Source organism: Streptomyces sp. NPDC030021, from assembly GCF_055574035.1.
In genome coordinates, this window is record NZ_JBVIAH010000010.1 from 163638 (window position 1) to 186225 (window position 22588).

Consider the following 22588-nt stretch of genomic DNA (forward strand, 5'->3'; position numbering starts at 1 on the left):
GCAGCAGAGGGGCGTGCCGGGGACGGGGAGGAGTGAGGATCAGACGCCGAGGGCGGGGAAGACCACGGCGTCGATGAAGTCACCGAGGAAGGCCCGGTCCACCGGGCGGTCCTCGATCAGCGGGAGCGCGATGAACGCCCCGATGAGCATGTGCGGTACGAAGTCGAGCGCCGGACAGTCCGGGCGGATCTCGCCCCGGTCCACCGCGCGCCGCAGCATCGCCTGGAGACCGTTGATCTCCGGGTCGACGAGCAGGTCGCGCAGGGCCTTGTGCAGCTCCGGGCTCTCGTGGACGGCATGGGCCAGACCCCGCATCAGCGCGGTGTCCTTGGCCATCTGCGCGTCGTCGGAGTGCTCGACCATGAGCGCGAAGTCCCCGCGCAGGCTGCCCGTGTCGATCTCGCGCAGCGAGACCGGCTGCGTGCAGCGCAGGGCCTTGGCGACCAGCTCCGGCTTGCTCCCCCACTGGCGGTAGAGGGTGGCCTTGCTGGACTTCGTACGGGCGGCGACCGCGTCCATGGTCAGCGCCTCGTAGCCGACGTCACGCAGGAGGTCGAGGACCGCCTCGTGCAGTTCGGCCTGCCGCTCGGGGGTGATCCGGCTACGCCGGGCCGCCATCGCCTCGGTCATGTCCGTGCCTCCCGTCGAAGCGAAACTGTTCCGTACGCTTAAGACGATACCCCTCCCCCAAGCGAAACGAAACCGTTCCGTTTCGCTTGGGGGAGTGGCATGGATCACCTGTACGAGTTGCCAGGGCCCCTCTACGCGGAAAGCATTGGGGGGTGAGTCACGACGTCGCGTACCTCCGGTTCCCGCACCTGCACGACGACCTTCTCTGCTTCGCCACCGAGGATGACCTCTGGGTCGCCCCGCTGGTCCCCGACGGCCAGACACCCGGACGGGCCTGGCGCATCACCGTCGACCGGACCCGCGTCGGCCACCCGCGCTTCTCCCCCGACGGCAAGCACATCGCCTACACCACCTGGCGCAGCCTCGACCCCGAGATCCACCTCGTCCCCGTCGACGGCGGCCCCGCCCGCCAGCTGAGCCACTGGGGCGCCCTCGACACCCGCGTCTGCGGCTGGACCCCGCCCGACGAGGACGGCCGCAGCGACATCCTGGCCGTGTCCTCGCACAGCCAGCCCTTCTCCTACTTCGCCTGGTCCTACACCCTGCCGACCGACGGCAGCCCCGGCGGGCGCCTGCCCTGGGGACCCGTCTCCGACATCCAGGTGCACGCCACGGAGGAGGGTGAGCGGCACTCCCTGCTGCTCACCGGCAAGCCCCCGCACGAGCCCGCCGCCTGGAAGCGCTACCGCGGCGGGGCCACCGGCCGGCTGTGGCTGCACGGACAGCGGCTGCTGGAGGACGTCGAGGGCCACCTCGACTCCCCGATGTTCGTGGGCGGCAGGATCGCCTTCCTCTCCGACCACGAGGGCATCGGCAATCTGTACTCCTGCCTGCCCGACGGCACGGATCTGCGCCGCCACACCGACCACGAGGAGTTCTACGCCCGGCACGCCTCCAGCGACGGCTCCCGCGTCGTCTACCAGTGCGCCGGCGACCTCTGGCTCGTCGAGTCCCTGGACCGGGACGCCGTCCCGCGCAAGCTCGACGTCCGCCTCGGCGGCCCGCGCGCGGGCCGCCGTACGTACCAGGTACCGGCCGCCAGCCACGTCGACTCACTCTCCGTGGACGCCACCGGGCGCGCCAGCGCGGTCGTGGTGCGCGGCAGCCTCTACTGGCTGACCCACCGCGACGGCCCGGCCCGCACCATCGCCGACACCCCGGGCGTGCGCGTACGGCTGCCGGAGATGCTCGGCAGCGGCGGGCAGGTCGCCTACGTCACCGACGCCGAGGGCGAGGACGCCATCGAGATCGCATACCTGCCGCGGGCCTCCGGGGAACGGGAGCCGCGCCGGCTGGCCTCGGGCGAGCTGGGGCGGGTCACCGAGCTGCTCTCGGACCCGGACGGCGAGCGGCTCGCCATCGCCTCCAACGACGGCCGCCTGCTGCTCATCGACGCCACCGAGGGGTCCAACGGCGAGGTCACCGAGCTGATCCGGTCCATCAACGGCCCCGTCACCGACCTCGCCTTCTCGCCCGACGGGGCCTGGCTGACCTGGTCGCACCCGGGCATCGGGCGTTCGCTGCGGCAGATCAAGATGGCCCGGATCTCCGGCCCCGGCGCCCGCACCGTCGTCGACGTCACCAACGGCCGCTTCGAGGACGAGAACCCGGTCTTCACCCGGGACGGGCGCTACCTGGCCTTCCTGTCCTGGCGCGGTTTCGACCCGGTCTACGACGTGCACACGGGCGACCTGTCCTTCCCGCTGGGCTGTCGCCCCTATCTGGTGCCGCTGAACTCCGCGACCCCCTCCCCCTTCGCGCTCTCCGCCGAAGGCCGGCCCGCGGCCGGCGGACTCGACGTGGCGGACGGCGACTCGGGCGAGGCCGACGGCGCCGTGACCGTGGAGGTGGAGGGGCTGGAGAGCCGCGTCACCCCGTTCCCGGTGACCGCGTCCAAGTACTCGGCCCTGTACCCGGTGCACGGCGGCGGGCTGGTGTGGCTGCGCTGGCCCATCTCGGGCGCGCTCGGCGAGACCTTCGCCAACCCGGCCGACATCAGCGGCAAGCCGACGCTGGAGCACTTCGACCTCACCAAGGCCCGCAAGACCGAACTGGCCTCGGGGCTGGACTGGTTCGCGGTCAGCGGCGACGGCACCCGGCTCGTGATCAACGACGACGGCGACCTGCGCGCGGTCCCGGCGACCGAGTCGGGCGACAGCGACTCGACCGTCTACCTGGACCTGCGGCGCATCCTGCACGAGGTGGACCCGGCGGCCGAGTGGCGCCAGGCCTACGAGGAGGCCGGGCGGATCATCCGCGCGTACTTCTGGGAACCGAAGATGTGCGGCATCGACTGGGACGGGATCCTCGCCCAGTACCGCTCCCTGGTCGAACGGGTCGCCTCGCCCGACGAGTTCGCCGACCTGCTGCGCGAGGTCCTCGGCGAACTCGGCACCTCGCACGCCTACGTCTCCCCCGCGCGCCGCAACGAAGGCCCCCCGCACTACCAGCGGGCGATCGGCCTGCTCGGCGCCAACCTCTTCCCCCGGGACGGGGAATGGGTGGTCAGCCGGATCCTGCCCGGCGAGTCCTCGGACTCCAAGGCCCGTTCCCCGCTGGCCGGCACCGGCATCCGCGAGGGCGCGGTGCTCACCCACGTGGACGGCCGTCCGGTGGACCCGGTCGCCGGGCCCTATCCGCTGCTGGCGGCGGCGGGCGGCACCACGGTGGAGCTGACCTTCCAGCCCGCGGCGGGCGAGGGCCGGGCCCGCCGGGTCGCCATCGTGCCGCTGATCGACGAACGGCCGCTGCGCTACCAGGACTGGGTGTCCAAGCGGCGCGAGGCGGTCCGGGAGATCAGCGGCGGCCGGTGCGGCTACCTGCACATCCCCGACATGGGCGGCTCGGGCTGGGCGCAGTTCAACCGCGACCTGCGGATGGAGATGTCCCGGCCCGCGCTGATCGTGGACGTACGGGGCAACGCGGGCGGGCACATCAGCGAGCTGGTGGTGGAGAAGCTGACCCGCTCCATCCTCGGCTGGGACCTGACGCGCAACGCGCAGCCGGTCAGTTACGCCTCCAACGCGCCCCGCGGTCCGATCGTGGCGCTGGCCGACGAGGCGACCTCCTCCGACGGGGACATGATCACCGCGGCCTTCAAACTGCTGGGCCTGGGCCCGGTGGTGGGCCTGCGCACCTGGGGCGGGGTGGTCGGCATGACCGGCCGCCACACCCTCGGGGACGGCACGGTGATCACGGTGCCGATGAATGCCGCCTGGTTCCCGGAGTACGGCTGGTCGGTGGAGAACCACGGCGTGGAGCCGGACCTGGAGATCCAGCGCACTCCCCTCGACTGGGCGGAGGGGCGCCACGCCCAGCTGGACGACGCCGTGCACCTGGCGCTGGAACTGCTCGAACAGGACCCGGCCGCGGTGCCGCCCGGCTACACGGACGTACCGGACCGGCGCCGTCCCAAGCTGCCGCCGAGGGAGTGAGCAGGCGGGGCATGCGGGAGGGGCGCGATCCCCGGATCAGCGGGGAACGCGCCCCTCGGCGCTGCGTGCGGGCCCGTAACGGTCGGGCCAGAAGCCTAGGTCCGGTCGTCGAGCTCGTCCCGGATGTCGTCGAACGACCGCTGCGGCGAGTCCTTCGGCTGCGGGGTCCGCTGGGACTTCGGGTCCTGCGGGACCTTGCCGGGCTGCTTCTGCCCCTTCTGGGCCTTCTCCTTGAGCTCCTGCGCCTTGTCCTGGAACTGGTCCTTGATACCCATGCTGTTCACTCCATGAGGGGTGTTGGTGGTTGGGCCTCGACCAGACTTGCACGGGCGGACAAAGGTCGCATTTCGATCAGTGACTCTGTGTGCGCTCCTTCTCGTCCGCTGCCCCGCCGGCCCCGACGAGCCCCTTGGACACACCGCCCAGACGCGGCTCGAAGCGCTTCATCTCGCGCTGCCCGACCGTCGCGATCATCCCCGGCAGGTAGCCGCGCATCCCCTGCATGCCGCGCAGCCACCACTGCGCGTACACGTGCGGCGAGCGCCGCTCGATGCCCGCGACGATCCGGTCGACGGCCGGCCCCAGCGGGTACGTACGGTTCGACGGCCACGGCAGCCGCTGCCTCAACTCCCGCATGACCTCGTCCTGGTCGGCGCCGCGCACCATGTCCGTGTCGGTCCAGGAGAGGTAACCGACGCCGACCCTGACCCCCTTGTGGCCGACCTCCGCGCGCAGGCAGTGCGCGAAGGCCTCGACCCCGGACTTGGAGGCGCAGTAGGCGGTCATCATCGGCGCCGGGGTCATCGCGGCGAGCGAGGCGATCTGGAGGAAGTAGCCGCGGCTCTCCATCAGTACGGGCAGGAAGGCGCGGGCGGTGACGGCCCCGCCGATCAGGTTGACCTCGATCACCCGGCGCCAGGCGTCCGGGTCCGAGTCGGCGAACGGCCCTCCGGCGGCCACGCCCGCGTTGGCGACGACGATGTCCACCTTGCCGAAGCGCTGCTTGACCTCCTCGGCCACCCGGGCCATGGCCTCGTGGTCGGTGACGTCGGCGTACCAGTGGTCGCTGTCGGTGTGCAGCCGCTCGGAGACCTCCTTGAGGGCCTCCGGCTCCAGGCCGACGAGCGCGATCTTCGCGCCGCGGGCCGACAGCTTGCGCGCGAGCAGCTCGCCGACCCCCCGGGCGGCGCCGGTGACGACGGCGACCTGGCCTTCCAGACTCCTGCGAGCGCTCACGGCGTCTTCTCCTTCACGGTGGTGTCGAGATCGGTGGTGCCCAGGTAGAGCTCGGCGAGCTCGCGCAGGGCGCCGGTGACGGCCTCGGGGGCCTCGACCGGGGTCATGTGCCCCATGCCGGTGAGCTCGGTCAGGCCCACGCAGTTCGGCAGCGCGGCGGCGAGCCCGCGGGCGTGCACGATCGGGGTGAGCCGGTCGGCGGTGCCGCCGATGACGGCGGTGGGCACCGTGAGGCGTGCCACGTCGGCGTCGAGGTCCAGGCCGGCCAGCACCTGGGACCACGCGTGGCGCACCCCGGTGGGGCAGGCGTGGACGATACGGGCGCACGCCTCGACCTTGTCGGGCGCGGACCCGGGGCCCATGGTGGCGTACTTGAGGACCTTCCGGGCGACCGGCGTGACCGGCCCGAGGGGGGCGCGGGAGCCGAGGACCGCGGCGGTGACACGACTCCGGACGCGCCCGGCGCGCACCGGCAGGACCAGCGCCTCGGAGACCAGCCGGGAGCTGCCGGTGCTGCACAGCAGCACCGCCGCGGCCCGCTCGGCGAACTCCGGCCGGCCCGCGGCCGCCATGATCGTCATTCCGCCCATGGAATGCCCGGCGACGACCGCCCGCTCCCCGGGGGCGAGGGTGGCTTCCAGGACGGCCACCAGGTCGTCGGCGAGCGCGGTGGTGCTGTGCCCCGCCGCCCCGGCGGTGGTGCTGTGCCCCGCCGCCCCGGCGGCGGGGCTGCGCCCGTGCCCGCGCTGGTCGTAGGCGACGACCCGGTGGGTGGCGGCCAGGGCCCTGATCTGCGCGGCCCAGAAGGCGGTGGAACAGGTCCAGCCGTGGGCCAGCACCACGGCCGGCGCGTCCTCGTCCCCGTGGACCTCGACGTGCAGACGGGCCCCGTCGGCGGAGACGGCGACGAACTCCCGCCGCGCGACGGGCGGGGCGTAGGGCCCGGAGACGACGTGCATCGACCGGCTCACGCGAGTTCCTCCGACTCAAACCCAGCCCCGCCAGGGGGCACCTCCCAGCGGTAGCTGGGGGAGTTTGAGGCGCGGGGGTCCGGGGGCAGAGCCCCCGGCAGCGGCGCCGCAGCGGACCCCACGGCGGCGGCCGAAACCGCCACCGGCTCCCGCTCGTGCTCCCCCACCCGCAGGACCTCGTACTCCGCCAGATCGACGCTCCGCGTCTCCCGGCGGAACTCCCCCGTCGTGCCCGGCCAGACCGTCGTGTTGCGCCCCTGCGCGTCCAGGTACCAGCTGGTGCAGCCGCCGGTGTTCCACACCGTCCGCTCCATCCGGGCCTGCACCTGCCGGTTCCACCGGTTCACGGCGGACGGCCGGGCGCCGAGCGCGACCTTCCCGCCCAGGCTGCTTCCATCGAGGAGGGCGAGCTGCCGCAGGTAGTCGGCCATGTAGTTCAGCTGCGACTCGATCATCAGGATCATCGAGCTGTTCCCGAGTCCGGTGTTCGGCCCGATGATCGTCATCCAGTTGGGGAAGCCTGCGGCGGTGGCCCCGCGCAGCGCCTGCATCCCGTCCTTCCAGGCGTCCGCAAGGGTCTGGCCCTCCGCGCCCACCACCCGGTCCGCGATCGGCATGTCCGTGACGTGGAAGCCGGTGCCGAAGATGATCGCGTCGGCCTCGGTCTCGGTTCCGTCGGCGGCGACCAGCACCGAGCCGCGGATCTCCTTGAGCCCGGAGGCGATCAGGTCCACATCGGGCCGGGCCAGGGCCGGGTAGTACTCGCTGGAGAGCAGGATCCGCTTGCAGCCGATCCGGTAGGAGGGCGTCAGCTTCGCGCGCAGGGCCGGGTCCTTGATCGAGCGCGCCATGTTGGCCTTGGCCAGGGACTCGATGAGGCCGAGCTGGTTCGGGCGCTTGGTGAAGGCGCTGACCTGGAGCTCCCGGATCCCCCACAGCAGCCCGCGCCGCGCCGCCCGGGTGAAGGGCAGCTGGCGGTGGAGCCAGCGCTCCACCGCGGTGATGGACCGGTCGGTGCGGGGCATGACCCACGGCGGGGTCCGCTGGAAGAGGGTGAGGCGCTCCGCCTCGGGGGCGATGGCCGGCACGATCTGGATGGCGGAGGCGCCGGTCCCGATCATGGCGACGCGCTTGCCGCGCAGGTCGTAGTCGTGGTCCCAGCGGGCGGAGTGGAAGACCTTGCCGGGGAACTCGGCGAGCCCGGGGATCTCCGGCATCTTCGGGTCGGACAGCGGCCCGGTCGCGGAGACGACGACGTCGGCGGCAAGCGATCCGGCCGAGGTCTCGATCTCCCAGCGCAGCTCGTCCGCGTCCCAGCGCATCATCCGCACCTCGGAGTCGAGCCGGATGTGCGGGCGCAGTCCGAAGGTGTCGGCGACGTGCTCCAGGTAGGCGCGGATGGCCGGCTGCCCGGAGAAGGTCCGCGGCCAGTCGGGGTTGGGGGCGAACGAGAACGAATAGAGGTGGGAGGGCACGTCGCACGCACACCCGGGATAGCTGTTGTCGCGCCAGGTGCCGCCGACCGAGTCGGCCCGTTCCAGTACGACGAAGTCCGTGATCCCTTCGCGCCGCAGCCGTACGGCCGCGCCGAGCCCGCCGAATCCGGACCCGATCACCGCCACCCGTACGTGCTCGCGTCCGCCCATGCCACTCGTGCCACCCATGCCCGCCGCCTTCCGCTCATCCGCAGTCCCAGCCACGCACCGCAACGCCGCACCGCACCATCGAAACACTGCCAGCAATCACTGGCACAATCGGGAGGGTAGAGCAGCCCCGTACCCATGGGTAGGGGTCCGACCCGGAAAGTTACTGCCGGTACGCCATAAGGTGCGTCTGTGGCGAAGGAAGAGACGCGAGCGAAGACGGTGCGCGAGTACCGCACGGAGGAACTGGCCGAAGCGGCCGGCATCCCGGTCCGCACCCTGCGCTTCTACCGCGAGCGCAAACTGCTCCCACCACCCCGCCGCGAGGGGCGGATCGCCTGGTACGACGACCATCACCTGGCCCGGCTGCGCACCATCGCCGCCCTGCTGGAACGCGGCCACACACTCGGCGGCATCGCCGAGCTGACCGCCGCCTTCGAGAGCGGCCGCGACGTGAGCCAGCTCGGCGAGCTCCTCGGCATCGGCTGGTCCGAGGAGACCCCGGTCCGGCTCACCCCGGAGGCGCTGGCCGACTACTTCGAGGGCGAGGTCACTCCGGAGAACCTGGCGGCCTCCCTGGACCTCGGCTACGTCGCCGTCGACGGCGACGCGATCGTGCACGTCAGCCGCCGCCTGCTGGACGTCTCCTCGGCCCTGGTCCGCGAGGGCGTCCCGCTGGCGGCGGTCCTGGAGACCGGCCGCCGCGTCCGCGAGCACGCGGACGCGATGGCCCTGCTCTTCACCGAGCTGATATCGGCCCACATGTCACCGGACGCGCTCACCCGGTTGCGCCCGCTCGCGAAGAGCGTGGTCGAGGCCGAGCTGACGATGGCGATGGACCGGCTGCTGGCCACGGGCGGCTCCGCCGCCGGCACCGAATCCGGTCAGACACCCAGCTCGTAGACCACGGTCACGGGCGCGTGGTCGGACCAGCGCTCGGGGTGCGTCTCGGCCCGCTCCACGAAGGCCTTCACGGCCTTCGCCGCCAGCCCGGGGGTGGCCACCTGGAGGTCGATCCGCCAGCCGGCGTCGTTGTCGAAGGCCCGCCCGCGGTAGGACCACCAGGAGTACGGCCCCTCGGTGTCCGGGTGCAGTTCCCGCACCACGTCGACGTAGCCCGCGTCCGAGTACACCTTGCCGAGCCACTCCCGCTCCTCGGGGAGGAAGCCCGCGTTCTTGCGGTTCGTCTTCCAGTTCTTGAGGTCGGCCTCCTGGTGGCAGATGTTCCAGTCACCGCACACCACGACCTCGCGGCCGTCGGCGGCGGCCCGCTCCTTCAGCGCCGCCAGGTACGTCAGGAACTCCCCCATGAACCGGTACTTCTCGTCCTGCTTCTCCGTCCCGGCCTCGCCCGAGGGCAGGTAGAGGCTGGCCACGGTCACACCCGGAAGGTCGATCTCCAGGTACCGCCCGGCAGTGTCGAATTCCTCACTGCCGAACCCGGCCTGCACGCGCTCGGGCGCCCGCCTCGTGTAGAGCGCGACCCCGGCCCGCCCCTTGGCGGCGGCCGGCGCGAAGACGGTGTGCCAGCCCGTGGGGGTCCGGACATCGGCCGGGATCTGCCCCTCCTCGGCCCGTACCTCCTGCAGGCAGACCACATCGGCGTCGGATCCCTCAAGCCACGCCCCGAAGCCCTTCTTGGCGGCGGCGCGGATCCCATTCACATTCACGGAGGTCACTGTGAGCATCCCAGCACCATAGCGGGAGGGTTCCGTACGATATTCGAATGTCTCACCGGATAGACCTCCGCACCGTGCCGTACGACCACCCGGACGCGGTCAAACTCAACGACCAGGTCCAGCTGGAGTACCAGGAGCGGTACGACGGTGAGGGCGACGTCACCTTCCTGGACCCGGCGATGTTCGCCCCGCCGCAGGGCCTGTACCTGCTCGCGTACGACGCCACGGGCACCCCGGTGGCGAGCGGCGGCTGGCGCACCCAGGACGAGAACGACCAGGGCTACGCGGACGGCGACGCGGAGCTCAAGCGCATGTACGTCGTCCCGGAGGCCCGCGGCCTGGGCCTCGCCCGCCGCATCCTGGCGGTCCTGGAGGCGGACGCCCGCGCGGCGGGCCGCCACCGCATGGTCCTCGAAACGGGCGACCAGCAGCCGGAGGCGATAGCCCTGTACCTCTCCTCGGGCTACACCCTGTCCGCAAAGTTCGGCCACTACCGCTTCTACGACTCCAGCCGCTGCATGACGAAGCCCCTCGCCCCGACCCCACCCAGCCCCGCCGGCGCTTGAGGCGATCCTTCAGCCCCGCAGGGGGGCAGCTCCCAGCGGTAGCTGGGGGAGTTTGAGGCGCGGGGTCCGGGGGCAGCGCCCCCGGCAACGGCGCCGCACCCGCCCCGCCCCGCCCCGCCCACCCCTACCGCGGGAGCCAGACGGCCCGGTCCGTCCCCCACCGGGACGGCCCCACCCCCCACTCCCCGAAGGGACTGGCGGCGTGCCGCAGCACCCCGTACCCCGACGGAGTCACCCGCAGCCACGGCTCCGCCGCATACCCCGAAGCCCGCGTCCCCGCACCCGCCCCCGCTCGGGGGAGCCCCCGCACCAGCCACGACCCCGTCCCGGCGAGGGAGAACCGCAGCCCCCGCCCGCCCCCCTCCGCCAACGCCCGCAGCACCCCGGCGGCCACCAGGTACCCCGTCCCGTGGTCCAGCGCCTGCGCCGGCAGCACCCCCGGCCTCCCGTCCGGCCCGGCACACGCGGCGGCGATCCCGTACCCCGCCTGCACCAGCGAGTCGAACCCCCGCCGCCCCGCCCACGGCTCCGCCGCCCGCCACCCCCACGCGCACAGCTCGGCCACCACCAGCCCCGGCCACCGTTCCAGCAGCTGCCGCGCCCCGAGCCCGTACGGCTCCAGCGCGCCCGGCCGGTAGCCCGTCACCACCACGTCGGCCTCGGCGAGCAGCCCCTCGAAGACGGCCCGGTGCCCCGCCTCCGCCAGGTCCAGCAGCGCCGAGCGCTTCCCGAAGCCGGTGTCCGCGTACGCGTCGTGCGCCTCCGGCAGCCGCGGCGGGTCGATCCGCAGCACGTCCGCCCCCAGCAGCCCGAGCGTGCGCGTGGCGACGGGCCCGGCGATGACCCGGGTCAGGTCGAGTACCCGTACTCCCGCGGCGGGCCGGCCGGCCGGGGCATCGCCGAGGGTCCGTCCCCGCGCCCCTGTCACGCGTACGGGCTCCACCAGCGGCTGCGGCTCCCCGTAGTCCCGTGCCACGGCGACGGCGAGTCCACCCTCCCCGTACACGAGCTCCTGCACCTCGACGGCGGTGCGCCCCGCGACCGCGCCGCGTACCGCCTCCGGTGTCGCCGAGGGCAGCCGCAACGCCCGTACCAGCGCGGCTTCGTGGTGCGGATAGTTGGCGTGCGTGCGCACCCAGCCGTCCGACGTCCGCCAGAAGCCGGACAACGGCGCGAAGGTCACCGGTGTGCGCCCCTCGGCCCGCAGGTGCCGCTCGCTGACGAACGCCGTCGCCACCGCGCCCTCGTCCACCACCGGCGGAGCCACGTCCGCCGCCCCGCCCCCGGCCCGCACCGCGGCCAGCTCGGCCGCGGCCAGCCCGCACACCCCGACGGTCCCGCGCGCCAACTCGGCCACCGGAAGCGGCCCTTCCCCCAGGTCGCCGACTCCGCGGTATCGCACCCGCCCGACGAGCTCGGGCGCCCCGCCGAGCGCCTCCCAGGCCTGGGCCGTTCCGCTGTCCCGTTCCTCGCCGAGTGTCATGAACCCATGATCGCCCACTCTGCCTGCTCGGCTCTCAAGCGCGTCACAGCCCGCTTATCTCGTTGCCCGGAGCGGATTCTTCGACGATCATCCGCCCACAGAACCCGGACAACCGAAAGGCGCCATCACCGTGAAATACCGTGTCATCGGAACCGCCGCCGAGACCCGCCGCGAAGTGAGCGTGCTGAGCCTGGGCACGATGACCTTCGGCACCACCGTCGACGAGGCCACCGCGTACGCGATCCTCGACCGTTTCGCGGAAGCGGGCGGCACCTTCATCGACACCTCCAACAACTATGCCTTCTGGGTCAACGGCACCCGGGGCGGCGAGAGCGAGGAACTGGTCGGCCGCTGGCTGCGCAGCCGTGGCGTCGGCGACGGGATCACCGTCGCCACCAAGCTGGGGGCCCGCCCCAACCAGCCGACCAGCGGCTTCAGTCTGGACGTGGAGGGCCTGTCAGCGAAGGTCATCCGGGAGTCCGCGGAGCGCAGCCGGGAACGGCTCGGCATCGAGCGCATCCACTTGCTCTACGCGCACATCATGGACGAGAACACCCCGCTGGAGGAGACGGTCCAGGGGTTCGCCGAGGTCGTCGCGAACGGCACGGCGGGCCTGCTCGGCGCCAGCAACCACTGGGCCTGGCGGGTGGAACGCGCCCGCGCGCTGGCCGCGGCGGCCGGCGTACCCGGCTACGAGGTGCTCCAGCACCACCACAGCTACCTGCGCCAGCGCACCGACCTCCCCAGCCTGCGCTCGCCCGACGGCAACCAGGGCCTGGTCAGCGGCGATCTTCTCAGCTATCTGCGGGACAACCCGTCGCTGACGCAGGTCTCGTACTCCCCGCTGATCGCCGGCGCCTACGTCCGCGACGACAAGCCGCTGGGCCCGGGCTTCGACCACGCGGGCACCGAGCCGCGCCTGCGCGCGGTCCGCGAGGTGGCCGCCGAGACCGGAGCCACCGTCAACCAGGTGGTGCTTTCCTGGCTGATGGGCGGGGACATCCCGATCCTCCCCCTGGTCGGGGCCTCGTCGGTGGCTCAGCTGGAGGAGAGCCTGGCCGCGGTGGACCTCGACCTGACCGCAGACCAGCGCACGAGGCTCGACGCGGCTTACTGACCCCTTGTCAGTGGGCGCCTCTACGGTTCTACCGTGCCGAATTCCTATACGACCTTGTGGACCAACGACCTGTGCCGAGAGCTCGAACGCACGGATCGTGCCGGGCAGCGCCTCACGATGCTGTTCGGGGGCCCGCACCAGTCGCTGCCGAGCTTCGTACGGGCGGGGGTCCGGCCCGGCGACACCGTCTTCCCCGTCCGGGCCTTCCGCAAGCGGCTCCACGTGCTGGGAGCCATGGAGGTGTCCCGGATCATCCCCTACGAGGACGCCGGGGCCGAGCTCCACGACGACGACTACGCGAAGCTGCTGGACTGGCGGACGCTGAAGGCGGGCTGCGTGACCGAGGTGCTGCTCGGACCGCCCGGTTCCGCGCTCGGATTCGACGGGGCCGTCCCGGCCGATCTGCTGGGACGGCTCACGTACACCTCCCGCCGCGGTGAACGCACCCTCAAGCACGTCGTGGACGGCGAACTGGTCCGCTCCGCCAGCGTCCAGGGCATCTACCGGCTCGCCACCGACTCGGCCGCGGAGCTCCGCCGGCTCGTCCTGGAGCACAGCCGGTGACCGGCGGCCGGTGCACGGGGCCGCTCGCTCGGTGCGACGGCGGCTCCGAGGCCGTCCAGGACCTCCCGGAAACGCCGAGATCCCGCCCGGTCTTCCGACCGGACGGGATCTCGTGACGTTCACGAGAGCTACTCGCGAACTGTCGTCTGTGGACCTGTGGGGATTTGAACCCCAGACCCCCTCGATGCGAACGAGGTGCGCTACCAGACTGCGCCACAGGCCCTTGCGACGTGTGAAACATTAGCATCCCCGCGCGGGTGCTCCAAAACCGATATCCCGGAGCGTCCGCGCAGGTCACCGATCACTCGTTCGCGGCGCGCGGGCGGTCTTCGCCCTCGTACTGGTCGAACAGCGGGGTACGGCCCTTGCCCTGGCCGCGCGGGCGCGGGGCGGTCTGGGGCTTCAGGTCCGGCTTGGGGGGTCCGGGCTGGGCGCGCAGGCGGGGTTCCGTCGGCTCGGCCGTGCTGGAGCGGGTCGCGCTCCAGGCGTCCGGGGCCGCCGGGCCCGTGGCGCGGGGGGCCACCGGGGCGGTCACGTACGTCGGCAGCGGGACCGGGACCGGCTCCCAGCTGTCACCGCGGGCGGGGCCGCGTTCGCGCTCGCGCTGCTGGTCCACCCACTCGGCGTGGTCGGTCTGTTCGACCAGTGCGCGCCGTCCGGCCTCCTGCGGGGAAACCGGTGGCGCAGGGTCCGGTTCGGTGCTCGCCGCGGCCTCGGGCTCACGGCGGCTCGGGCGGTTCTCCCGCAGCTGCCGCGCGGCCGCCTCGGCGCGCCGCCGGTCCATGGTGAACTCGTAGCGCCGTCGCTCCTGGACCCGCAGGTGCACGATGTACGTGCTCAGCAGCAGGGCGGGAACGGCGGGAGCCCACAGGTAGTGCAGGCCGCCCACCGCGGCGACGACGGCGCCGAGGGTGAAGACCAGGAAGAGGAGTGCGGTGGTGCGCCGGCGGCGCGCGAGGACCTGGAGGCGCTGTTCGCGCCGGGCCCGCTCCGCCCGCTGCTCCCGTTCGACGGCGGCCGGCCTCGGCTCCGCCCTGGTCGGGGGCACGACGAAGGCCCGGGCGTCGGCGTCGACGGAATCAACTGTTTCCGTCGCGGCGTCCGGGTCCGCGTGGGGCTCCGCCTGCTCGTCACCACGCTCACGCAGCCCCTTGGCGTAACGGCGCTCCATTCCCGCCCGGCCGGAAAGCAGCCGAATGGCAGTGGAGAAGCGTTCCGTCGGACGGGCTTCGTTCAGCTCGTCCTGCCTCCGGAGCCACATGGGCACCAAGTAGGCGGCCCAGGCCCCGACAATGACTGCGTAGATGAGGCCGCTGCTGCTCACACCTCACACCGTAGAGGGGCGCGGCCGAGGGGATCGGCCAATTGAGCCGGTGTGTCGCGCGATCTCGCTGATATCACGGACTTTTTTTGTGATTCTTCGGATCAGGTTATGGGCGAATCGGTTACCCGGGGCCATTAATTCGAACAGATATTCGTTTATCGGTGGTTCGGGCGGTCCCCGCTATTTCGGCGGGGACTGCGAGTGGCGCGCACGGTGCCAGCGGCGCAGCAGCCCCTCCGGGACCTCCTCCGCCGTCACCGCGTAGACGAGGTGGTCGCGCCAGGCCCCGTCGATGTGCAGATAGCGCGGCCGCAGCCCCTCCTCGCGCAGGCCCAGCTTCTCCACGACCCGCCGGCTCGGAATGTTCTCGGGGCGGATGCACACCTCGATCCGGTGCAGGCCGACCTTCCCGAAGCAGTGGTCCACGGCCAGTGCGACCGCCGTCGGCATCACACCGCGGCCCGCGACCTCGCGGTCCACCCAGTAGCCGATGTGGCCCGCGCACATCGAGCCCCAGGTGATCCCGGCGACCGTCAGCTGGCCCACCAGCCGGCCCTGGTACTCGATGACGAAGGGCAGCATCCGGCCCGCGTTCGCCTCCGCCCGCAGATGGCGGACCATCTGGCGGTACGTGGGCCGCTGGACCACCGGCCCCCACGGCGCGGGCGGCGGAATCGTGGCCTCCCACGGCCGGAGCCAGTCGCGGTTGCGCCGGTTGACCTCGCGCCAGGCCTTCTGGTCCCGCAGCTTTATCGGCCGGAGCGTGACATCGCCGTCCGACAGGACCACCGGCCAGGTCGGGCCGTTCAGCTCGTGCTCCCGGAGGTTGCCGCCGGTCTGGGGTGGTCGCCGCCCCGCATCTGGTCCACCGCGTGCGGCAGGACGCGGGCCAGGACGGCGAGGCCGTCGCGCACCCCGCCCGTCGAGCCGGGGAGGTTGACGATGAGGGTGCGCCCGGCCACGCCCGCCAGGCCCCGGGACAGGGCCGCGGTCGGCACCTTCGCCAGGCCTTCGGCGCGGATGGCCTGCGGGATGCCGGGGATCTCGTAGTCCAGCACCCGCGCGGTGGCGTCCGGGGTGCGGTCGGTCGGCGAGATCCCGGTCCCGCCGGTGGTCAGGATGACGTCGTACCCGGCGGCCACGCCCTCGCGCAGCGCCTGCTCCACGGGATCGCCGTCCGGGACGACCCGCGGGCCGTCCACCGTGAAGCCGAGCTCCTCCAGCGCCCCGGCCAGCAGCGGGCCGCCCTTGTCCGCGTACACGCCCTGCGAGGCCCGGTTCGAGGCCGTGACGACCAGGGCCCGGCCCAGCGCCTGCGCGGAGCCCACCGCCTCGGCGGCGGCACCGTGGGTGTGGCCGGGGCCGTGGGTGTGGCTGTGGACCTCGCCGCCGCGCGGGGCGTTCACGAGCGCGCCCAGTCGCCGGACTTGCCGCCGGTCTTCTCCTCCACCCGGACGTCCGTGATGACCGCGCCCTTGTCGACCGCCTTCACCATGTCGATCACGGTGAGGCCGGCGACCGCGACCGCGGTCAGCGCCTCCATCTCGACGCCCGTGCGGTCGGTCGTCTTCACGGTGGCGAGGATCTCGACGGCGTCGTCGGCGACCCGCAGGTCCACCTTCACGCCCGAGACGGCCAGCGGGTGGCACAGCGGGATCAGGTCGGGGGTCTTCTTCGCCCCCATGATCCCGGCGATGCGCGCGGTCGCGAGGGCGTCGCCCTTGGGGACGCCCTCGCCGCGCAGCAGCTCGATCACCCGCGGGGCGACGAGTACGCGTCCGCTGGCCCGTGCCGTCCGGGTGGTGACGTCCTTCCCGGACACGTCGACCATCCGGGCCGCGCCGGCCTCGTCGATGTGGGTGAGCCTGCTTTCGGTACTCATTGCTGCGCCGCTCCGCTCTGGGCTCCCGGGGAGCCTGTGTGGTGCGACACACGCTACCCGCACCGGCCCGACTTCAGCCGAGCAGGATCACTTCCAGCTCGGTCCCCGGCTCCACCGAGGTGACGTCCTCCGGTACGACCATGAGGGAGTCGGCGTGCGCCAGCGCGGCGATCAGGTGGGAGCCCGATCCGCCGACCGGGCCGACCGTGCCGCTCTCGGCGTCGTACTTGCCGCGCAGGAACTGGCGGCGGCCGGCCGGGGAGCCGAGTGCCTTGTCGGCGCTCAGCACCGCGCGCACGCTCGGCCGCCGGACCTCGGACTCCGGCAGCCCCATGAGGGTGCGGATCGCGGGGCGCACGAACAGCTCGAAGGAGACGTACGAGGACACCGGGTTGCCGGGCAGCGCCAGCAGCGGGGTGTGGTCCGGGCCGATCGTGCCGAAGCCCTGCGGTTTGCCGGGCTGCATGGCGAGCTTGCGGAAGTCCATCCGGCCGCCGTCGACGTCCTGGCCCGAGCCCTCGTCGGACTGCCCGACCGAGGACAGCGCCTCCTTGACGACGTCGTACGCGCCGACGCTGACCCCGCCCGTGGTGACCAGCAGGTCGGCCCGGATCAGCTGGTCCTCGATGGTGGCGCGCAGGGTGTCCGCGTCGTCCGCGACGGCGCCGACCCGGTAGGCGATGGCTCCGGCGTCCCGCGCGGCCGCGGCCAGCGCGAAGCTGTTGGAGTCGTAGATGGTGCCCGCCGTGAGCGCCTCGCCGGGCTGGACCAGCTCGCTGCCGGTGGACAGGACCACCACGCGGGGGCGCGGCCGCACCCGTACGGTGCCGCGCCCGATGGCGGCCAGCAGGGCGATCTGCGGCGGCCCGAGGACGGTGCCGGCCGCGAGGGCCAGGTCGCCGGCCTGTACGTCGCTGCCGCGCGCGCGGACGTGCGCCCGTGCCTCGGCGGCGCGGTGCACCCGTACCTCGCCGCCCGCGTGTTCGGGGGCGGCGCTGGCCGGGGTCATCCCGGCGGCCGCGCCGCCGCCCGTGCCGCCGTCGGTCCACTCGACCGGCACGACGGCTTCCGCGCCGGGCGGCAGCGGGGCGCCGGTCATGATCCGGGCAGCCTCGCCGGGGCCCACGGTGGGCAGCTCACCGCTGCCCGCCGCGACGTCCCCGACGACCGTCAGCACCGCGGGGAACTCCTCGCTCGCACCCTGGACGTCGGCCGTTCGGACGGCGTAGCCGTCCATGGAGCTGTTGTCGAAGGGCGGGAGGGCGACGGGCACGGTCACGTCCTCGACCAGGACACAGCCCTGGGCGTCCAGCAGTTGGAGCTCGATGGGCTCCAGCGGCCGGACGGCCGAGAGGACGTCCGCGAGGTGCTCGTCCACGGACCACAGACGGTGGCCGGTGTCCTGCGGTGCGGAACTGCTCAAGGTGCTACATCTCCTCCGTGACGTAACGGTGAAGCCAGGTGCGGAACTCGGGGCCAAGGTCCTCGCGCTCGCACGCGAGGCGGACGATGGCCCGCAGGTAGTCGCCGCGGTCCCCGGTGTCGTAGCGACGGCCCCGGAAGATCACGCCGTGCACCGGACCGCCGACGGTCTCGTCGGCGGCCAGCTTCTGCAGGGCGTCGGTGAGCTGGATCTCCCCACCGCGGCCCGGCTCGGTCTCCCGCAGTATGTCGAAGATCGCGGGGTTGAGGACGTAGCGGCCGATGACCGCGTAATTGCTGGGGGCGTCCTGGGGGTCCGGCTTCTCGACGAGGCCGGTGATGCGGACCACGTCCGCCTCGTCCGTGGCCTCGACGGCGGCGCAGCCGTAGAGGTGGACGTTGGCCGGGTCGACCTCCATGAGCGCGATGACGGTGCCGCCGGTGCGGGCGTAGATGTCCGCCATCTGGCGCAGCAGCGGGTCACGCGGGTCGATGAGGTCGTCGCCGAGCAGGACGGCGAAGGGCTCGCGGCCGACGTGCGGCTCGGCGCACAGCACCGCGTGGCCGAGGCCCCGCGGGTCACCCTGGCGGACGTAGTGCATGGTGGCCAGGTCGCTGGACTCCTGGACCTTCTTCAGGCGGTCGTCGTCGCCCTTGGCGATGAGGGCCGACTCCAGCTCGTAGTTCCGGTCGAAGTGGTCTTCCAGGGCACGCTTGTTACGCCCAGTGATCATGAGAACGTCATCGAGCCCGGCCCCAACGGCCTCCTCGACCACGTACTGGATGGCCGGCTTGTCCACAACCGGGAGCATTTCCTTCGGGGTCGCCTTGGTCGCCGGAAGGAAGCGGGTGCCGAGGCCAGCGGCCGGAATCACGGCCTTCTTGATCACGGGGTGCAACATAGTCATGCCCCGAACGATAGTGGGCTTCCGTCGAACACCGGACGAGATCGCATCAGGTAGATATAGATATGCCCCGATTCGGAAGGATATTTGATTTCCTCGTGGCAGAGAACCGGCCCACCGCCTCCGCCAAGGCCGAACTGCGTCGGGAACTGCTCGCCGCACGCCGCGCCTTGTCCCCCGAGAACCGCCGTACGGCGGCCACCGCACTCGCCGTCAGGTCCTTCGAACTGCCCGAACTGGCCGGTGCCCGCACGGTGGCGGCCTACGTCTCCGTCGGCACCGAACCCGGCACCCGGGAGCTCCTCGACGCCCTGCGCGCGGCCGGCAAGCGGGTGCTGCTCCCCCTCCTGCTGCCCGACGACGACCTCGACTGGGCGGCGTACGAAGGCCCGGCCACACTCGCCGAGGCCGCCCACCCGGGCAAGATGCGGCTGCTGGAGCCGACCGGCCCCGCGCTCGGGCCGGACGCGGTCACCGGGGCCGACGCCGTGCTGCTGCCCGGCCTCGCGGTGGACGGCCGCGGCATGCGCCTCGGCCGCGGCGGGGGCTCGTACGACCGGGTGCTGGAGCGGCTGGAGCGCGCCGGGGCGCATCCCGCACTCGTCGTGCTCCTCTACGACGACGAGGTGGTCGCGCGGGTCCCGGAGGAACCGCACGACCACCCCGTCCAGGCGGTGGCCACCCCGTCAGGGGTGCGCCGCTTCAGTGCATGACGACCTGGTCCGCGCCCTGACCCTTACGAGCCCTCGGGCTTGAGGGTCAGGGTGTCGACCGTGGCCTTCTCGACGGCGTCCTTGCCGAAGGGCCACTCCAGCAGCTCGCCCTTGGCCCACATCGTCGTCTGGTCCGTGTAGTGCGCGTTGTACGCGTGCCCCGAGGCACCCGTCAGGTTGATCCAGCGCGACTTGTCGAGGTCGTTGAGGTTCACGACCATGCGCATCGAGGGCACCCATGTGACCCCGTACCCGCTGGAGGCGTTCCAGCCGGTCGCATTGACCGTGGCCTCGCCGCCGCCCACGTTCCACGGGCCGCGGTTGAGGAGCCACTGCATGAAACCGGGGCCCTCGGTGCCGATCGTCTGGTTCTTCAGCGTCAGCTGGTGCAGCCGGCCCCAGCTCCAGGTGGACTGGTCCTTGCCGAGCTTGGCGGTCAGCTCCCAGCGGGCGTCCCTCATGGCCCGGGCGAAGAGCTCGTCGCGGGTGGTGGCCGCCGGCTGGGTCACGGTCTGCGGCGAGGTCCACCACGGCGACTTCTCGTCCTTGACCAGGCGGCGGACCACCTCGAACCAGCGGTCACCGCCGTCGGGCTGCGCCGAGTCGGAGTCGCGGGTGCCGCATTCGCGGACCGTCTTGGCGAGGTCGTCGGCCGGGCCGGTGCCGTTGCCGAGGACGTTCATGCAGCTGCCCTCGATCCGCAGCTCCTTGGGCATCTTGTCGCCGAAGGAGAGCTTGAGGATGTTGCGCCAGACCGCGTTGAAGTAGGCCGCGGCCGCCGAGTCGGGCTCCTGCGTGTAGTTCCAGCCGTCCAGCAGCTTCTGCGCGGCGCGCACGCCCGGGTCCGAGACCTCTATCTTGGCCAGCATCGGGGTCAGCAGCGCGGCGATCTCGCTGCTGTTGTCCATCTGCATGGTGCGCATGTCGTCGGTCGAGATCCGGCCGCCGTCCTTGATCTTCGCCTCGATGAGGTCGTTGATCCGCTGGCTGCGGGCGCCGTAGCCCCAGTCGGTGGTCAGCAGGTACGGGTACTTGCCCGCGCCGGTCCCGCTCTCCACGACGGCCTGGTTGGCGGTGACGATGTAGCCGCGGGACGGGTTGAGGTCCCAGGGCATCTCGTTCTGCTGGATGTAGCCGGCGTTGCCGTCCTTGCCGCCCTTCCAGGCGTACTTGGAGTCCCAGCCCGGGGCGGGCATCCGGCCGTCGCCCTGGCCGCGCACCGGGATGCGGCCCGGGGCCTGGTAGCCGATGTTGCCGTTGGCGCCCTTGTTGTCGGCGTAGATCAGGTTCTGGGACGGGACCTCGAAGTCGGCGGCCGCCTTGCGGAAGTCGTCGAAGGTCTTGGCCTTGTCGAGCCTGAAGACCGCGTCCATGGACTTGCCCGGGTCCAGCGCCGTCCAGCGCAGGGCGACGGCGTAACCGTCACCGCGGTCGGGGGCGGAGCTGGCGACGGGGGCGCGGGTGCCGACCGTGCCGAGCTGCTCGCTGCGGTCGGAGACGAGCGGACCGTTGTTCGTGGTGCGGACGGTGATCTTCTTGCTGTCGCCGCCCGCGACCTTGATGACCTCTTCGCGGGTGGTGAAGGGGAGCACCCTGCCGTCGTAGACGTAGCCCTCGGGCTTGACCTGCTCCAGGTAGAGGTCGGTGACGTCGGCGCCGAGGTTGGTCATGCCCCAGGCGATGTCGGCGTTGTGGCCGATGACCACGCCAGGCATGCCCGAGAAGGTGTAGCCGGCCACGTCGTACTGGCACTGGGCCGAGACCGCGCGGCAGTGCAGGCCCATCTGGTACCAGACCGAGGGCAGCTGCGGGGACAGGTGCGGGTCGTTCGCGAGCAGCGGCTTGCCGGTGGTCGTGTACTTGCCGGAGACGACCCAGGAGTTCGAGCCGATGCCGCTGCCGTTGGGGCCGAGGATCGCGGGGATCTTGTCCAGGGTGTCGGCGAGGGAGGTCAGCTGGGTGCGCAGGCCCACGGTCGCGCCCTGGGCGGCGGTGTTGTCGGCCAGCCCGTTGGCCGGGCCGTCGACCGGGCCCGTGACGGCCGAGGTCTGGGTCCCGGCGGCGTTGCCGCTGCCCGAGCCGGTCCCGGTGCCGGTGCCCGAGCCGCTGCCCGCGGCGGCGCCCTGCGGGGTGTACTTCCCGCCGTCGACCTTGCCGCCCTCGACGATCGGCTTGTTCCGGTCGAAGGGGTACGGCGGGTAGAGCTCGTCGATCTGCGCCTGCGAGAGCTTGGTCGCCATCAGCGCGCGGTCGATCTCGTCCTGCATGTTGCCGCGCAGGTCCCACGCCATCGCCTTGAGCCAGGCCACCGAGTCCACCGGCGTCCACTGCTCGGGCTTGTAGTCGTCGCTGAGCTTGAGCGCGGCGTGCTCGACGGAGAGGTCCTTGCCGGACTTCCCCTTCAGGTACGCGTTGACCCCGTCGGCGTAGGCCTGGAGATACTTCTTGGTCTCGGCCGACAGCTTGGTGTCGTACTCGGCCTGCGCCACCTGGCGCCAGCCCAGCGTGCGCAGGAAGGCGTCGGTCTCGACCTGGCCGGAGCCGAACATCTCAGAGAGCCGGCCGGACGTCATGTGACGTCGTACGTCCATCTCCCAGAACCGGTCCTGCGCGTGCACGAAGCCCTGCGCGCGGAAGAGGTCGTCGTCGTTGTCCGCGTAGAGCTGGGGAATGCCGTGGGCGTCGCGCTTGACGTCGACGGTCCCGGTCAGGCCCGGCACCTTGAGGGAGCCGGTCGTCTGGGGGAAGGAGGCGCGCACGCTGTCCACGCTCCAGTACGCCCCGTAGCCGAGGCCCGCGAAGAGCGCCAGGACCAGGACGAGCACGATCAGACGGGCGCGTCGTCCCTTCTTCTTGACGGGAGGAGCGGTTTCGTTGGCGGGCATCGCTGTCCTTAGAGGGGCAGGGTGGTCCTGGGAGTACTGGGAGCAACCATAGGCGCACGACCGCCTTCGTTGATCCGCCAGGGGTCGAGGTGCTGAGGACAGGGGGGAACAGGCGTTTCACAATGTGGTTATCG

The 22588-nt window shown here is 72.2% G+C and carries 20 protein-coding genes and 1 tRNA gene; 6 read left to right on the forward strand and 15 right to left on the reverse strand.

What is annotated here, in order from left to right; all coding sequences use genetic code 11:
* Window positions 1–39 precede the first annotated feature (39 nt).
* Window positions 40–630, reverse strand: coding sequence for a TetR/AcrR family transcriptional regulator (locus ACZ4YL_RS21320; protein WP_190620349.1), 591 nt, complete (start codon window positions 628–630; stop codon window positions 40–42).
* 152 nt (window positions 631–782) lie between these two features.
* Here ACZ4YL_RS21320 and ACZ4YL_RS21325 point away from each other — a divergent pair, with 152 nt between their 5' ends.
* Complete coding sequence (locus ACZ4YL_RS21325; protein WP_468118392.1) at window positions 783–4064, forward strand: S41 family peptidase; 3282 nt, start codon at window positions 783–785, stop codon at window positions 4062–4064.
* Between the two features lie 95 nt (window positions 4065–4159).
* Here the strand turns inward: ACZ4YL_RS21325 and ACZ4YL_RS21330 are convergent, their stop codons facing one another.
* The 4 genes from ACZ4YL_RS21330 to ACZ4YL_RS21345 all read right to left on the reverse strand — a co-directional run bounded on the left by ACZ4YL_RS21330 (window position 4160) and on the right by ACZ4YL_RS21345 (window position 7917).
* Complete coding sequence (locus ACZ4YL_RS21330) at window positions 4160–4339, reverse strand: hypothetical protein (RefSeq protein ID WP_468118394.1); 180 nt, start codon at window positions 4337–4339, stop codon at window positions 4160–4162.
* Between the two features lie 76 nt (window positions 4340–4415).
* The gene (locus ACZ4YL_RS21335) at window positions 4416–5300 is read right to left on the reverse strand and encodes an SDR family oxidoreductase (protein ID WP_468118396.1); all 885 of its coding nucleotides are present in this window, start codon (window positions 5298–5300) and stop codon (window positions 4416–4418) included.
* The gene (locus ACZ4YL_RS21340) at window positions 5297–6271 is read right to left on the reverse strand and encodes an alpha/beta fold hydrolase (RefSeq protein ID WP_468118398.1); all 975 of its coding nucleotides are present in this window, start codon (window positions 6269–6271) and stop codon (window positions 5297–5299) included. Before ACZ4YL_RS21340 ends, ACZ4YL_RS21335 begins: the two co-directional genes overlap by 4 nt.
* Entirely contained in the window at window positions 6268–7917 is a 1650-nt protein-coding gene (locus ACZ4YL_RS21345) for a flavin-containing monooxygenase (RefSeq protein ID WP_468118586.1), read from the reverse strand. Before ACZ4YL_RS21345 ends, ACZ4YL_RS21340 begins: the two co-directional genes overlap by 4 nt.
* A gap of 189 nt (window positions 7918–8106) precedes the next feature.
* Between ACZ4YL_RS21345 and ACZ4YL_RS21350 the strand changes: the two genes are divergently transcribed.
* Window positions 8107–8817 (forward strand): MerR family transcriptional regulator, encoded by a 711-nt coding sequence (locus tag ACZ4YL_RS21350; protein ID WP_468118400.1) that lies wholly within the window; start codon window positions 8107–8109, stop codon window positions 8815–8817.
* On the opposite strand, the gene ACZ4YL_RS21355 is transcribed toward ACZ4YL_RS21350, so the two are convergent.
* On the reverse strand, window positions 8799–9602 hold the full coding sequence (locus tag ACZ4YL_RS21355) for an exodeoxyribonuclease III (protein WP_468118402.1): 804 nt from the start codon (window positions 9600–9602) through the stop codon (window positions 8799–8801). The genes ACZ4YL_RS21350 and ACZ4YL_RS21355 overlap by 19 nt on opposite strands.
* Before the next feature lie 38 nt (window positions 9603–9640).
* Between ACZ4YL_RS21355 and ACZ4YL_RS21360 the strand changes: the two genes are divergently transcribed.
* Window positions 9641–10159 (forward strand): GNAT family N-acetyltransferase, encoded by a 519-nt coding sequence (locus tag ACZ4YL_RS21360; RefSeq protein ID WP_468118404.1) that lies wholly within the window; start codon window positions 9641–9643, stop codon window positions 10157–10159.
* A 124-nt stretch (window positions 10160–10283) separates the two neighbouring features.
* On the opposite strand, the gene ACZ4YL_RS21365 is transcribed toward ACZ4YL_RS21360, so the two are convergent.
* Window positions 10284–11642 carry a CoA transferase gene (locus tag ACZ4YL_RS21365; protein ID WP_468118406.1) on the reverse strand — a complete coding sequence of 453 codons (1359 nt, stop codon included), beginning with the start codon at window positions 11640–11642 and terminating at the stop codon, window positions 10284–10286.
* Between the two features lie 130 nt (window positions 11643–11772).
* On the opposite strand from ACZ4YL_RS21365, the gene ACZ4YL_RS21370 reads away from it, so the two are divergent.
* Window positions 11773–12759, forward strand: coding sequence for an aldo/keto reductase (locus ACZ4YL_RS21370; protein ID WP_468118408.1), 987 nt, complete (start codon window positions 11773–11775; stop codon window positions 12757–12759).
* Between the two features lie 33 nt (window positions 12760–12792).
* Window positions 12793–13323, forward strand: a complete 531-nt coding sequence (locus ACZ4YL_RS21375) for a hypothetical protein (RefSeq protein WP_468118410.1) — start codon at window positions 12793–12795, stop codon at window positions 13321–13323.
* Between the two features lie 149 nt (window positions 13324–13472).
* Here ACZ4YL_RS21375 and ACZ4YL_RS21380 read toward each other — a convergent pair.
* The 7 genes from ACZ4YL_RS21380 to galU form a co-directional block, all read right to left on the reverse strand.
* Window positions 13473–13546: transfer RNA gene (locus tag ACZ4YL_RS21380), tRNA-Ala, on the reverse strand.
* A 78-nt stretch (window positions 13547–13624) separates the two neighbouring features.
* On the reverse strand, window positions 13625–14647 hold the full coding sequence (gene sepX / locus ACZ4YL_RS21385) for a divisome protein SepX/GlpR (RefSeq protein ID WP_468118411.1): 1023 nt from the start codon (window positions 14645–14647) through the stop codon (window positions 13625–13627).
* 180 nt (window positions 14648–14827) lie between these two features.
* Window positions 14828–15436 (reverse strand): GNAT family N-acetyltransferase, encoded by a 609-nt coding sequence (locus ACZ4YL_RS21390; protein ID WP_468118413.1) that lies wholly within the window; start codon window positions 15434–15436, stop codon window positions 14828–14830.
* Between the two features lie 17 nt (window positions 15437–15453).
* Window positions 15454–15975, reverse strand: a complete 522-nt coding sequence (locus ACZ4YL_RS21395; RefSeq protein WP_468118587.1) for a MogA/MoaB family molybdenum cofactor biosynthesis protein — start codon at window positions 15973–15975, stop codon at window positions 15454–15456.
* A gap of 74 nt (window positions 15976–16049) precedes the next feature.
* Window positions 16050–16529, reverse strand: a complete 480-nt coding sequence (moaC, locus tag ACZ4YL_RS21400; protein WP_030012065.1) for a cyclic pyranopterin monophosphate synthase MoaC — start codon at window positions 16527–16529, stop codon at window positions 16050–16052.
* 73 nt (window positions 16530–16602) lie between these two features.
* Entirely contained in the window at window positions 16603–17952 is a 1350-nt protein-coding gene (gene glp, locus ACZ4YL_RS21405; RefSeq protein WP_468118415.1) for a molybdotransferase-like divisome protein Glp, read from the reverse strand.
* Between the two features lie 4 nt (window positions 17953–17956).
* Window positions 17957–18859 carry a UTP--glucose-1-phosphate uridylyltransferase GalU gene (gene galU / locus ACZ4YL_RS21410; protein WP_468118417.1) on the reverse strand — a complete coding sequence of 301 codons (903 nt, stop codon included), beginning with the start codon at window positions 18857–18859 and terminating at the stop codon, window positions 17957–17959.
* 95 nt (window positions 18860–18954) lie between these two features.
* Between galU and ACZ4YL_RS21415 the strand changes: the two genes are divergently transcribed.
* Window positions 18955–19569, forward strand: coding sequence for a 5-formyltetrahydrofolate cyclo-ligase (locus ACZ4YL_RS21415; protein ID WP_468118419.1), 615 nt, complete (start codon window positions 18955–18957; stop codon window positions 19567–19569).
* Window positions 19570–19592: 23 nt separating this feature from the next.
* Here ACZ4YL_RS21415 and ACZ4YL_RS21420 read toward each other — a convergent pair whose 3' ends face one another.
* Complete coding sequence (locus tag ACZ4YL_RS21420) at window positions 19593–22454, reverse strand: penicillin acylase family protein (protein ID WP_468118421.1); 2862 nt, start codon at window positions 22452–22454, stop codon at window positions 19593–19595.
* Between the last annotated feature and the right edge of the window lie 134 nt (window positions 22455–22588).

Coding starts and splice junctions, on each gene's coding strand:
- ACZ4YL_RS21330 (WP_468118394.1), bottom strand. CDS start 4,339: ATGGGTATCAAGGACCAGTTCCAGGACAAGGCGCAGGAGCTCAAGGAG.
- moaC (WP_030012065.1), bottom strand. CDS start 16,529: ATGAGTACCGAAAGCAGGCTCACCCACATCGACGAGGCCGGCGCGGCC.
- ACZ4YL_RS21320 (WP_190620349.1), bottom strand. CDS start 630: ATGACCGAGGCGATGGCGGCCCGGCGTAGCCGGATCACCCCCGAGCGG.
- ACZ4YL_RS21420 (WP_468118421.1), bottom strand. CDS start 22,454: ATGCCCGCCAACGAAACCGCTCCTCCCGTCAAGAAGAAGGGACGACGC.
- ACZ4YL_RS21365 (WP_468118406.1), bottom strand. CDS start 11,642: ATGACACTCGGCGAGGAACGGGACAGCGGAACGGCCCAGGCCTGGGAG.
- galU (WP_468118417.1), bottom strand. CDS start 18,859: ATGACTATGTTGCACCCCGTGATCAAGAAGGCCGTGATTCCGGCCGCT.
- ACZ4YL_RS21345 (WP_468118586.1), bottom strand. CDS start 7,917: ATGGGCGGACGCGAGCACGTACGGGTGGCGGTGATCGGGTCCGGATTC.
- ACZ4YL_RS21360 (WP_468118404.1), top strand. CDS start 9,641: ATGTCTCACCGGATAGACCTCCGCACCGTGCCGTACGACCACCCGGAC.
- ACZ4YL_RS21355 (WP_468118402.1), bottom strand. CDS start 9,602: ATGCTCACAGTGACCTCCGTGAATGTGAATGGGATCCGCGCCGCCGCC.